A 13033-nucleotide genomic window follows, 5' to 3' on the forward strand; every position below is an offset into this window, starting at 1 on the left:
CGTAAGATTCTAACTTCTAGAATTTTTAAAAATGGATTATTGATGAAAGAGAAACTAGAAAAATTGAATCTTGAGATAGCGAGGTCTGAGGCTAAATTAAAAGAGTTGAAAAAACAATACTTAGCGTTAAATTCTTCAAATGTTAGTGAACAAAATGATTTTGGGACCGGTATTAGTGAAGAGAATTGCTATAATCAAATTTTAATTGAAAAGGATAACCTCATTCAACAAACACAAGAGTTCTCTGAAGTAGGAAGTTGGAATTATAATTTTTTAGAGAATAAATTAACTTGGTCTGACGAGGTTTATAAAATGTTTAATTATCCAGAAAATTTTAAAGGCAGTTTATTAGATTTTTATAAGAGTTGTTTAGATGAGTTAACAGTTAATCGTCTGCAAGAAATAAAAAAATCTATTAAATCTATTGCAAATATGAACCATGCGATAATTACTCCAATTGGAGAGAAGAAACTATTGTCGTATACATCCCGACCAATTCTGAATGAAGAAGGAGAAGTAATTGCTGCTGAAGGATTAGTTAAAGATATTTCAGGGGATATTACCGGTTCAAATGGATTAAATAATTTTTTTAACCTATCCTTCGATTTACATTGCATTGTACACTGGGATGCATATTTTGTCAAAGTAAGTCCATCTTGGACAAAAATTCTAGGGTATTCGGAAAAAGAGTTATTTGCGCAATCTTTTTTGGAATTTGTTCATCCTGATGATATGGATCATACAGTTGAGGTCATGAAGGAAATTGAAACAACAGGATCCACTGCTACCTTTGAAAATCGCTACATAACCAAATCTGGTAAAGTGGTCCATTTATCTTGGAATACACATTTAGACAAAGAAACTCAATTGGCATACTGCACAGCTCGAGATGTTACAAAGTCTAAATTAGCTCAACATGAATTACTGAATGACTTAAGTGAAAAAGATTTACTCCTAAAAGAAATTCATCATCGCGTTAAAAATAATCTTCAAATAATTTCTAGTTTATTGTCTTTGCAATCAGGTGCAAATAAAGGAGAAACAAAGCTTGCAAAGTTATATCAAGAAAGTAAGAATAGAATTCAATCTATGGCCTCAATTCATGAAATGTTTTATCATTCTGATGAACTTGATAAAATTGAGTTCGGGAAATATTTGGATAAGTTGGTAGGTGACTTAACAAGTACTTTTTCTTCAAATAGTATTAGAATAGATTTTTCAATGCAGCTTACGCCTATCCAAGTGAGTTTGGATACGGCAATTCCTTTAGGATTATTAATGAATGAAGTGATAACAAACTCCATTAAGCATGGTGGTGATTCGAATGGACTTGTTAAGATTTTGATAGAAATTGAAGATTTATCAGATGGCAAGTTTCAATTTACTATGGGTGATGAAGGTGTGAATAGTCCAAGAAATATTTTAACAAACTCATGCGAAAGTTTAGGAGTACTCCTTATCAATAGTTTAGTTGAGCAAATTGATGGTGAGATCGTTCAATTAACTGACCTTAGCGGAGTAGTGTTTAGGTTGACTTTTGAGAATAAACTGAAAAGGTAGTTACAAATGAAAATCGAACGTTAAATGAATTATCTCCCTTGTTTGATTTTAAATTGTATTCTAATCATCTAAAACATGGATATTCGCTAACCTTGAGATGAATTACAGAAATATTTGGCTTCTAGAATTAAAATCAGTTCCAGAAGTTAAAATGAGGAAATCGTTCTTTTATCTTTGATTATGTGCTATCCTGAAAAACCTTATTAAATTCAATTGTGAAAGTGCAGATATTTAGTGGGGTAGCTTATCTTTTACCACGCCATAAAGGAATGTTCCAAATAGGGCGAAAATAAAAATAACACCAAAAGACATGAATCCATAACCGATATTTACAACCATTGGACCAGGACATGTTCCGCTAAGCGCCCAGCCTAATCCGAAAAGAATTCCACCTAATAAGTAGCGGACTGTGGATTTGTTTTTAGGGAAAAAAAGAATTGGGTTTCCTGCCATATCATGCACATTAAATTTCTTGATTAAAGCGACAATGATTGCAGACGAAAATACTGCAACACCAATAATACCGTACATGTGAAAAGATTGAAACCTAAACATTTCTTGAATTCTGTACCAAGAAATCGCCTCGGATTTAGACATAACAATTCCGAATAGTGTTCCCACTATTAAATATTTTATAAACTTCATGTTTTGTATTTTTTAGAAAATAAGGGGGAATATTCCGAAGGTCATTATTAAACCTCCAATAAAGAATCCAACAACAGCTATCAAAGATGGAAGTTGAAGGTTGGAAAGTCCGCTGATAGCGTGTCCGGATGTACAACCACCTGCATATCTTGCACCAAAACCGACCAATAAACCACCTATTGCAAGAATGAAAAATCCTTTTAGGGTGAAAATCGCTTCGAAAGCAAATAACTCGGATGGTTGAATAGAATTTGGAGCTGAAAAACCGAGCTCTTGTAAGTCAGAAATTGTGTTTTCGGATAGGGCAGGAGTATAGCTTTCAAGACTAAGAAATTCACTTGTTATGAATCCGCCTAATATTGAACCCACAAGAAATACGAGGTTCCAAGTTTGTTTTTTCCAGTCGAAATCAAAAAACTTAACTGTCTTCCCAGCTCCTCCAATAGAACAAATTGTACGTAGGTTGGCAGAGAATCCAAATGAGTTTCCGAATAAAAGTAAGGAAAACATTATGAACGCGAGAACTAACCCTGAGAACCACCAGGGCCAAGGTTGCATTAAAAAATCTATCATATTTTCTATTTAATTTTGTAAGAAATAACGGGTTTATACAGGTGGTTAATTAATGTCTCAGTTGGACTTTTATGGAATATACCACCCTTACCATGCGTACCAATACAAACAATATCCATGTTGTGCGTTTCCACGAATTTATTGATTCCAACTTCTATATTGTGATCATACATAATGTGCATTTCATAATTATGAAGCTGATTTTTTTTGGCAAAAAGTTGCATGCTTTCCTTAATGTTTTCTTCATCCTCATTCTTCTTAGCAATTTGTAAAAAGTGAAGTTTTGTATCAAAAATTTGAATGAAGCTTTTAACTAAATCTAATTTTTGTGGCTCGTTCTCTTGAAAGTTATGCACCAAGAGAATGTCTTTTAATTCCAATTCTGAACGGTCACACATTAATGACAAAACGGGAACGTTGGAATTTCTTGCGATAAGTTGAGCATTACTTCCAATAAATCTTTCGGTAAACCCAGATGTACCTTTGGTTCCCATTGCGATGAGATCAAAATTGTGATCTTCGGCGTATTGAGTGATACCAGTTGTAGTATGGCCAAAAATAAGATCAGTTTTAACTTCAGGATTTTTGGCTTCTAATTCAGCTAATTTCTGTAAAGCCAAATCACGTTGAATACTAACAAATCCCATATCTATTTCCCCGCAAGTGTTGATCATACCGTTTACATCAAGGGTGACAGTATCAGGGACATTCAAAATATGTAGAAAAGTGATTTCCATATTAGCTTTATTTGATAGGTTATTTACCATTAAATAAGCATATTCCGCTTCCACTGAAAAATTCGTGGGAATTAAAACCTTGATATTATTCACTTTTTCCATAGTATTTATTTTTGATTAGCCTTTAGTTTAAGTAAATGGACTTCATTAATAGCATTGATCACGTTATGATAACCATTCTTTTCCAAGATGCTTTTTGCGTTTCCAGATCTTCCGCCAGTTCTACAGTAAACTACTATCTGATTGTGACCTTTGAATTGTTCAAGGTTTGACTCAACCGTATTTAAAGGAATATTTACCGCACCTTCATAATGTCCAATTGCAAATTCTTGTGGTGTTCGCACATCCACAATAAAAGCACTCTCGAAATCAATCGTTTCAACTTTTTGCTTTTTTTGAGGCGTTTGTTGGGTCGTGGTAGTATCACTGGTTTGTGAATTTGAACAACTTGTGATAATCACAGCTCCAAACATTATTGCACTTAATCCTATGTTTTTTATGTAACTCATTTGCTTTGGTTAAAATTGAGAACAAATCATATTTTTAATTCTTGTAAAACTCTCCGTTTTTAAAAACAACAATGGTTCAAACAATTCGAACCATTGTTGTTTGGTATGATTTCAATCCTTATGACATTGTCTTAGATTGACAAACAAAGTCAGTTTTTGGAATTCCTGTTTTTGAAATTTTTCCCATTCCTCCTTCAATTTCTGTGAAATTTCTGTAGCCTCTAGATTGCAAAATACTTGCTGCAATCATACTTCTGTACCCACCAGCACAATGTAAGAAAAAATGTTCCTCAGGATTAATGTCTACAATCCATTCATTTAAACTTGCCAAAGGACGAGAGAAAGCTTCGTCTACATGTTCTGCAGCGTATTCTGTATCTTTACGAACGTCAACAACCTTATCTTCACCAACTTTTAATCTGCTTTCAAATTCTTCTGGTGTAATTCTGTCTACTTTATCGATATCACGGTTTTCTTTGGTCCAAGATTCAAATCCACCTTTCAAGAATCCGATAACATTGTCAAATCCAACACGACTTAAACGAATTACAACTTCTTCTTCCTTTCCTGGTTCACTAACCAATAGTAATGGTTGTTCCACATCGCCAATCATTGCTCCAACCCATGGTGCAAAATCTCCACCGATTCCAATGCTAATAGAATTTGGAATAAATCCTTTAGCGAAATCTCCGTTTGATCTAGTGTCTAAGATTAATGCTCCAGTTCCTTCTGCAGCTGCTTCAAATTCTTTAGGAGATAATTCTGTAAGACCAGTTTTAATTACCTCTTCAACATTTTTATATCCTTTCTTATTCATTGCAACGTTTGCTCCGAAATATGCTGGAGGTGGGAGCAATCCATCTGTTACTGCTTCCACAAAAGCTTCTTTATTGGGTTGGTTTAAAGCGTAATTCATTTTCTTTTGATTCCCTAAAGTATCCACCGTTTCTTTCATCATGTTTTTACCACATGCTGATCCTGCACCGTGCGCGGGATAAACGATAACGTCATCAGCTAAAGGCATTATTTTGGTCATTAGAGAGTCGTATAGATGACCTGCTAATTCGTCTTGTGTCATGCTTGCAGCTTTTTGAGCTAAATCTGGACGACCAACATCTCCTAAGAATAATGTGTCTCCTGAGAAAATAGCGTGATCTTTTCCATCAGCATCAATCAATAGATAAGTCGTACTTTCCATTGTGTGACCTGGAGTGTGCATTGCTTTGATTTTAATATTTCCAATTTCGAATATTTGTTCGTCCTCAGCAACAATACAATCAAACTCTGGATCTGCATTTGGTCCGTATACTATATCTGCTCCAGTAGCCTTTGCTAAATCTAAGTGCCCAGAAACAAAATCTGCGTGAAAATGTGTTTCAAGAATATATTTCAATTTCACCCCGTCATTTTCCAATCTATCTAAATAAGGTTGAATTTCACGAAGTGGGTCGATGATTACTGCTTCCCCATTACTTGTGATGTAATAAGCTCCTTGCGCTAAACATCCTGTATAAATTTGTTCTATGTTCATATCTTTATTTTTTTCTTTCGACAATACAAAGGTCGTGATTCATTTGTGATTTTTTAGTTACAATTGTTACAGTCTTTGCACGAGTTGATCAATTCCAGACTTATCCTTGTTTTAATAGTCAGTCATTCATAAAAATTAAAGTTAATGTTTTTGAAGATTAATCCATAATTCTGAGCCTTTTCTTGCTGGATGAGAATTGTAACACATCTCCATTGTTTTGATGTTTAATTCTTCGTGAAACAAGCCCAAATATTCTTCCTTATCTCCCTCAAATGGTGGTCCTCCATCAAATTTTCTATTAAATAATAACCCGCAGAGTTTTCCTTTATTCGCTAAAAGTGATATCATTTTTTTAACGTATTTTGGACGTAATGAAGGGTGGATTGCACAAAAGAAAGTCTGCTCGAGAATTAAGTCATATTTTCCTTCATGTTCAAAAAAGTCACCATGAATTAATTGAATTGCTGAATTCCCTTTAAATTCTTCTTTTAGATTTTGAATTAGTCGAGGAGCGATGTCAATAATTGTGACATCTGTAAACCCATTTTCAATTAAGTACTTTGCTTCGTATGCATTTCCTGCGCCTGGAATTAAAATCTTTAAATCCTTACGCTCTATTTGATCAATGTATTCTTTGATAGGAGGGGAGACCTCTCCCAAATCCCAACCTGTTGAATTATTCTCGTATTTTGAATTCCAGAATTCTTGATTTAAATTCTCTAATGATGGCGATTCTTTCACTGTTTTGTAAGTTTTGTTTAAAGATAGAAAGTTACTAAAAAATATGAGGAAGAGATATAGGCTAAAAAAGAAAATAGGTTTTGGAAATAAAGATTATGGGCTAGTCTAACAGAGAGCTATTTAGTTTTCTCTTTGTGAAAAGTATCCCATTTAATCTTAATAAAAATATTTTGATTGAAAATCAACTTATTCAATGGCGTTTCATTATTTTTGCACCACATTTAGAAAAATTATTAAAATGGCAACGAATAGAACTTTTACAATGATTAAACCAGATGCAGTTAAAGCTGGTAACATCGGAAACATTCTTCAAATGATTACTGACGGAGGATTTGAAATTAAAGCGATGAAATATACGCAATTGACTGAAGAGCAAGCAAAAGAATTTTATGCTGTTCACAGTGAGCGTCCTTTTTACGGTGAATTAGTTGAATTCATGACATCAGGACCTATCGTTGCTGCTATTTTAGAAAAAGAAAATGCAGTTGCTGATTTCCGTACTTTAATTGGTGCTACTAATCCAGCAGAAGCAGCTGAAGGAACTATCCGTAAAGCATATGCTACTTCAATGGGAGAAAATGCAGTTCACGGTTCAGATTCTGACGAAAATGCAAAAATCGAAGGTGAATTTCACTTTGCAGCTGAAGAGGTTGTAGCGTAAGTTACGTTTAAGATATATTATTGAGAGAGCTGTACCGAGAGGTATGGCTTTTTTTTGTTTTACTGTGAATTTTAACCGCAAAGAACGCGGAGGTTTCGCAGAGGTCGCGGAGGAGTTAAAGGGTGGCGGAAAGCGCCTGCGGCACTTGGTGTTTTCTCAGAGATTCACAGAGGTTTTTCACAGAGAGCACCGAGGAGAAGAGAAGAGTTGTTTTTTATCGTATTATATTAATACCGTACTGGTTAAGCGTATTTCTCGCGGTAGCAGATTTTAGTGAAATAATCAAAATAAAAAAAGTCCAAACATTATTGTTTGGACTTTTGTAATATATTTTATGGAATCAGAAATCCAAAATTTTGAATTAAAAATTTCATTTACAAGGCGCTTAAATTTTACTAAAAATGAGTTGACTAATGTCAATGATTTTTTAATCAAATATATGCAACGCTGAAAATGGGGTTTTTAATCAAAATTAAACCAGCATCATCATTGGGTTTTCCATGTATGACTTAAAAGTATTCAAGAATTCCGAACCTTTCACACCATCAACAACACGGTGGTCACATGAAAGTGTTACTCGCATTACATTTCCTGGAACTACCTGACCATCTTTCACAACAGGAACTTGTTTAATCGCTCCAATTGCAAGAATACAGCTATCTGGTGGATTTACAATTGCAGTAAATTCCTCGATATTGTACATTCCAAGGTTAGAAATCGTAAATGTATTTCCTTCCCAGTCCTGTGGTTGTAATTTCTTGTCTTTCGCTTTTTTCGCAAATTCTCTAACTTCAGCACCGATTTCCATCAATCCTTTTGAATCAGCAAAACGAACAACAGGAACCAATAATCCGTCTTCAACTGCTACAGCAACACCGATGTTGATGTGGTCATAAGTACGGATTTTGTCTCCCAACCATGCGCTGTTAATTGCAGGGTGTTTTCTCAATGCAACTGCACATGCCTTAATTACCATGTCGTTGAATGAAATTCTAATATCATCGTTTGCATTAACTACTTTACGTTGGGCCATCGCATTATCCATGTCGATATCCATCGTTAAATAGAAGTGAGGAGCAGTGAATTTACTTTCAGCTAAACGTTTCGCAATGGTTTTACGCATTTGTGAAATGTTTGTATCCGTGTAAGATTCTGTTTGAGTTGAACCTGTTTTTGAGTTAGAAGCTGCTGGAGCTTTTGCACTATTTTTAGGTTTATCCTCAGGCTTATAATTTTCGATATCGCGTTTAACAATTCGTCCATTTTCTCCTGAACCTTGAACATCGTTCAAGTCAATATTTTTGTCTTTAGCTAATTTCTTTGCTAATGGTGAAGCGAAAATTCTATCTCCATCATTTGATTTTGAAGAAGATTCGGATTTATCATTAGACGCTTTCGATTCTTTAGCTTCTTTTGGTTCATCGTCAGAAGATTTATCAGCTGCAGATTTTTTTTCTGTTTGCTTTTCTTCTTGTTTTTCCTCTTCTTTTTCTTCATCAGAAGATTCCTCTTTCGGCTCAGAAGATTCTTTTTCATCACCACCACTTTTCGCGTCAGCAATAATTTTGTCGATATCTTCACCTTCTTCACCGATAATCGCTAAAATATCGTTTACAGGAGCTGTTTCGCCTTTGTCAATTCCTATATATAGGAGTTTACCATCATAGAATGATTCAAACTCCATTGTTGCTTTATCAGTTTCGATTTCAGCAAGTAATTCACCAGATTCAACATCGTCTCCAACTTTCTTGTGCCATTCTGCAACGACACCTTCCGTCATCGTATCCGATAATTTTGGCATTAAAATAACTTCAGCCATTTTTCTTAGTTTTTAGTATTCTTTAATAAATGGGTAATCCTCAGATTTATATACATCTTTGTATAATTCCTCTGCAGGTGGGTAAGCCGAATTTTCAGCAAATTCAATTGCTTCTTTTATTTCATTTGCAACCCAATCTTGGATTTCTTTTATCTCATCTTCAGATAAATAAGAATTATCCTTAATCACTTTTAAGCAATGTTCAATTGGATCTTTTGATTGATATTCTTTTACCTCGTCTTTTGTTCTGTATTTCTGAGGGTCAGACATTGAGTGTCCTTTGTAACGGTATGTTTTAATGTCCAATAAAGTTGGACCTTCACCTTTTCTTGCACGGTCAGCGGCCATTGCAACAGCTTCATGTACATCTTCTGGAGACATTCCATTAACCTCAAAAGAAGGCATTTCATATGAAGAACCTAACTTTGATAAATCCATTACGTTTGTCGTACGTTCAACAGAAGTTCCCATTGCATAATTATTGTTTTCAACAATAAAAATAACCGGAAGTTTCCATAACATAGCCATGTTGAATGTTTCATGAAGTGCACCTTGACGTGCTGCTCCATCACCAAAAGAAACCATTGTTACATTGTCTGTTCCATTGTATTTTTCAGCGAATGCAACACCTGCACCCATTGGAATTTGTGCTCCAACGATTCCGTGTCCACCCATGAAGTTTTTCTCTTTGTCGAAGAAGTGCATTGATCCACCTTTTCCTTTAGAAACACCAGTTTCACGACCATATAGCTCTGCCATAAGATTACGAACATCTGTTCCTAATCCAATAGGATGTGCGTGATCACGATATGCTGTCATATGAAAATCGGTAGGTTTTGTAGCACTAACAGTTCCCGCTACGATAGCTTCTTGCCCGATGTATAAGTGACAAAATCCTCCAAACTTTTGTTGGATATATAGTTGACCGGCTTTTTCCTCAAACTTTCGCATCAAAAGCATATCCTTATACCATTTGATATAAGTTTCTTTTGAAAACTTTTGTTTTTTTGAAGAGCTTTCTTTCTTCGTAGTTTTTTTTGGCTTTTCTGATGCTTTTGCTGCCATAATTTAATACAGTTTAATTCGATTAGACAAATATAGAATTTATATTTTTTTAAAGTAGTAATCCATTAATAGAATTGATTAAATTCCCAAATAGGGTATGGAAGAATACTAAGTATTAATTAATATTTGAAAAGAAAGCTTCAAAAATAAGGCTTGTGTCGTTATTAATTGCAGGTGTCTATTTTTATAGATGACTACTATTTAAAACGAGCATAACACAGTTTTTGGAGTTTTCTATCAATTATTATTTGCTTCCAAAAATAAAAGGTAGTAGCTGATGAACACCTTCAAATACGAGTATACTCCCATCACCATTTTTTAAAATGATCTCAAATGCTTGTTCTTGCATTTCTGTAAATTCTGCCATTGCCTGACGACAACCACCACAAGGAGAGAAAACATCACCTTCTTTTAATAAATCACCTTCACAAGTGATGGCGATCATTTTAATACCTTGCTTGTTTTGCTGAGCCCCGTAGGAAAATAATGCAACTCTTTCTGCGCAAAGTCCTGTTGGGTAAGCCTTGTTCTCTTGATTACTTCCAATCACAATTGTGTCATCGTTCAATAATAGAGCAGCTCCAACCTTGAATTTTGAATAAGGAGCATAAGCATTTAGTGTTGCTTGTTCTGCTGCCTCTAGGGTCTTTTTTTGATCTTCATTTAGTTCTTTTACAGATGCCAAATGATGATATGAAAATTTGAATTCTTTTTTCATACTGAAATTTTTATTCCATACGTAGAATTTCAAAACCTAGTATGGGATGCTAAAATAAGAGGATAATCTTATGTCAAAAGTTTTCGCTTGTTATTTTATGTTTAATTGTCATGAAATAGCGGAAATCTTTAGTTTTAAGCTTCGGAATCCTGGTCTTTAACTCGATTTAGCTTTGTTTAGTTTCGCATGTCTTTTCAAAGTTTTTACAATTGTATCTTTTGGAATTTCTTGAGTAAATTTTATCTGAACTGTTCCTTTTACTGTCTTGAAGCCGGCTTTTTCAAAAAATTCACGTTCTTCATCGTTTAATCCTCCTTCGCTAAATCCTAGGCTAATATGCTTGGTGTAAACCGCGAAACCTGCTAAGACTCCATTGAGTTTGTAGTTAGGAACTTTCCAAGCGATTCTTTCTTCTGCTTCGGGAACTGTCGATTTAATAATCTCTCGCAGATCTTCCATAATTGGTTGGGATTTTTTGGGTGAATTTGCAATGTATTCACTAACGTCTTTTGCTATTTCCATGATTTTATTTTTATCAATTACGGAATAAAGTTGATCTCAATCGATTTTTTCAATCATAAATATCACGGACGAAAACTTCTGTACTGTCTAAATTACTCCAAATTGTTTGAATATTCCGAGATACATAACTTGAATATTCATAAATGATTACTGAATCTCCCAAGAATTTTGGATTAAACCACTTCATATATTCTGAATTCGTAAAACTTAAACTTTGATCGCTCGTTGAAATTTTCTCTGAAGAGTACTCTTGTTGAGATAAGATCCGTTTCATTTCGCTTGGACAAGTCTCAAAATGCATCCAAATTGCACCATCTATTTTTGGAATAACCTGATCTCGGTGTTGAATCACATTTACACATTCGCTTTCACTTTTGTCGAACAAAGCATCGTAAATTTCATCGCCTGTTCGGAAGGTTGTAAGCTCAGAAAGTTGTTCAAACGATTTGTTGAATACAGTGTAAATAGTGTAAGTTCCCATGCCTATTGAAACAAAGAACAGAACAGTTGCGGAAATTAAGAGTTTCTTATTGCTTTTTATGAGTCCAAGAATCAATATTGTTACAAATGCAAAAAGACTTATAGAGGTGAGTGTTGCCAGGAAAAAAAATCTTTCATTTGGGTTGTGGTATTATTATTCTATTTGTTTTCAGTTGTTCAGTAATCCTTAATAACTGAATTTCGCCTTAATTTAATTAAAATAAGTGCTGTATGGTTTGAAATAATAATTTTCATACGAAGGTTACAAAAAATGCTTTTCTAATGCTTCCTTCAAAATTTCTGGTTCTGCCGTTCCGATCATCACAGATTTACTTTTGCCATTGCTGATGTATTTTATTTTCACAGCTTTTAATCCTTGAATATTGTAAAGCATTCCTTGTGCTGTAAATCTAATTCCTAAACCATAGTGCAAAGGAATTTTTATTGTTTGGATCTCTTCTAGTTTATCAATTTGGAATTTGAATTTTATGAGACCGATTCCATAAGTTAATTTTTAAACTTGACCTTCGATTTCAACCTTTAGCTTGTAAAATAACACGGTTATTATAACTAAAATAGAAGTGACAATCAGAAATGAGCTTAAAGTAAGGGGAGTGTTTCCCCATTGATTTAGATAGGCTAATCCAAAGAATAACCAGAAAATGAGCATTACGCTGATGAGAAAAGTCCCTGTTTGAGAATTTTTGTAGGGCATGGGGGATTATTTGAAAGAGATTCGTCTCAAATTTAAGGAATATTTCTAAAGCGTCACACATGATTGCGGAGTTGAATCCATAACCGTTTGGATTTTCCGGATATTGATCGTAAGCATATTTCCCTACGATGTTGATTTTATCTTCAATCCTTCTTTCTCACCCTCATCCAAAGGTGTCTGACCATCATGGAAAATTAGTTTTAATCCCATAATGACTTCCTCATTTCGCGCTTTAAAACCTCGGTTAATTCTTCAATGTTATTATCAATTTTATCACCGTAAATTCCTTGATCTTCTAGCACCATGTTTTGATTTGTTCTCATAACTATTTTAGTGGCTAATTCTTTGGCTTTTCTATCAATCAAGTTTTCTATTGTTCCATCTTTGGGAACGAAACCGTAAACTAACTTTAGATCCATAGCTTCGCCAAACTCTCTTAATGTATTTAGAGTAATAGAACCTTTAATTTCACTTTCTTCATGGTATTTTACTCCCTGTCTAGTCATGTTGAGCTTGTCTCCGAGTTGCGCCATAGTCATGTTTATTGCGTTTCTAATAGCAGAAATCCAACCTACATTAGGAATTATAACATTGTTCACCTCTTGGAAAGGTGCTATTTTTCTATCTATTTGCTCGACTAAAAGTTTCTTATTATTTCTCATTTTATAAAGTGTTTGAGCGTACGAATCTCGATTTTGTAAAGTATTGTATTTACAATTTCATACAAATGTAAAGTAAATGATTGACAATTTAGGAT

General features: G+C 34.3%; 15 protein-coding genes. 2 read left to right on the forward strand and 13 right to left on the reverse strand.

The window, feature by feature from the left end; genetic code table 11:
- Positions 1-42 precede the first annotated feature (42 nt).
- A complete protein-coding gene (locus C6368_RS07500) occupies positions 43-1560 on the forward strand; it encodes a PAS domain-containing sensor histidine kinase (protein WP_107038575.1) in 1518 nt (505 codons plus the stop codon).
- A 231-nt stretch (positions 1561-1791) separates the two neighbouring features.
- Here C6368_RS07500 and C6368_RS07505 read toward each other — a convergent pair whose 3' ends face one another.
- From C6368_RS07505 to C6368_RS07530, 6 genes are all read right to left on the reverse strand, one after another.
- Positions 1792-2205: a DUF6691 family protein gene (locus tag C6368_RS07505; protein WP_107038576.1), complete on the reverse strand. Its 414-nt coding sequence runs from the start codon at positions 2203-2205 to the stop codon at positions 1792-1794.
- A gap of 12 nt (positions 2206-2217) precedes the next feature.
- A complete protein-coding gene (locus C6368_RS07510) occupies positions 2218-2775 on the reverse strand; it encodes a YeeE/YedE family protein (protein ID WP_199851606.1) in 558 nt (185 codons plus the stop codon).
- Between the two features lie 8 nt (positions 2776-2783).
- Positions 2784-3617 (reverse strand): universal stress protein, encoded by an 834-nt coding sequence (locus tag C6368_RS07515; protein WP_107038578.1) that lies wholly within the window; start codon positions 3615-3617, stop codon positions 2784-2786.
- 5 nt (positions 3618-3622) lie between these two features.
- On the reverse strand, positions 3623-4024 hold the full coding sequence (locus C6368_RS07520; protein ID WP_234369103.1) for a rhodanese-like domain-containing protein: 402 nt from the start codon (positions 4022-4024) through the stop codon (positions 3623-3625).
- Between the two features lie 118 nt (positions 4025-4142).
- Positions 4143-5555 carry an MBL fold metallo-hydrolase gene (locus tag C6368_RS07525; RefSeq protein ID WP_107038579.1) on the reverse strand — a complete coding sequence of 471 codons (1413 nt, stop codon included), beginning with the start codon at positions 5553-5555 and terminating at the stop codon, positions 4143-4145.
- Between the two features lie 141 nt (positions 5556-5696).
- The gene (locus C6368_RS07530) at positions 5697-6296 is read right to left on the reverse strand and encodes a methyltransferase domain-containing protein (RefSeq protein ID WP_107038580.1); all 600 of its coding nucleotides are present in this window, start codon (positions 6294-6296) and stop codon (positions 5697-5699) included.
- A gap of 238 nt (positions 6297-6534) precedes the next feature.
- On the opposite strand from C6368_RS07530, the gene C6368_RS07535 reads away from it, so the two are divergent.
- Positions 6535-6957 (forward strand): nucleoside-diphosphate kinase, encoded by a 423-nt coding sequence (locus C6368_RS07535; protein WP_107038581.1) that lies wholly within the window; start codon positions 6535-6537, stop codon positions 6955-6957.
- A 472-nt stretch (positions 6958-7429) separates the two neighbouring features.
- On the opposite strand, the gene C6368_RS07540 is transcribed toward C6368_RS07535, so the two are convergent.
- From C6368_RS07540 to C6368_RS07575, 7 genes are all read right to left on the reverse strand, one after another.
- Entirely contained in the window at positions 7430-8776 is a 1347-nt protein-coding gene (locus tag C6368_RS07540; RefSeq protein ID WP_107038582.1) for a pyruvate dehydrogenase complex dihydrolipoamide acetyltransferase, read from the reverse strand.
- Positions 8777-8788: 12 nt separating this feature from the next.
- Positions 8789-9841 (reverse strand): pyruvate dehydrogenase (acetyl-transferring) E1 component subunit alpha, encoded by a 1053-nt coding sequence (pdhA, locus tag C6368_RS07545; protein WP_107038583.1) that lies wholly within the window; start codon positions 9839-9841, stop codon positions 8789-8791.
- A 244-nt stretch (positions 9842-10085) separates the two neighbouring features.
- Positions 10086-10559, reverse strand: a complete 474-nt coding sequence (cdd, locus tag C6368_RS07550; RefSeq protein ID WP_107038584.1) for a cytidine deaminase — start codon at positions 10557-10559, stop codon at positions 10086-10088.
- 156 nt (positions 10560-10715) lie between these two features.
- Complete coding sequence (locus tag C6368_RS07555; protein ID WP_107038585.1) at positions 10716-11081, reverse strand: iron chaperone; 366 nt, start codon at positions 11079-11081, stop codon at positions 10716-10718.
- A gap of 49 nt (positions 11082-11130) precedes the next feature.
- Positions 11131-11562, reverse strand: a complete 432-nt coding sequence (locus tag C6368_RS07560) for a hypothetical protein (protein WP_107038586.1) — start codon at positions 11560-11562, stop codon at positions 11131-11133.
- A gap of 261 nt (positions 11563-11823) precedes the next feature.
- Positions 11824-11994: a hypothetical protein gene (locus C6368_RS17275; protein ID WP_159038497.1), complete on the reverse strand. Its 171-nt coding sequence runs from the start codon at positions 11992-11994 to the stop codon at positions 11824-11826.
- Between the two features lie 482 nt (positions 11995-12476).
- Positions 12477-12938, reverse strand: a complete 462-nt coding sequence (locus C6368_RS07575) for a mobile mystery protein A (protein WP_107038588.1) — start codon at positions 12936-12938, stop codon at positions 12477-12479.
- Between the last annotated feature and the right edge of the window lie 95 nt (positions 12939-13033).

The sequence above is a fragment of the Brumimicrobium mesophilum genome (assembly GCF_003025005.1).
Classification (GTDB): Bacteria; Bacteroidota; Bacteroidia; order Flavobacteriales_D; family Crocinitomicaceae; genus Brumimicrobium; species Brumimicrobium mesophilum.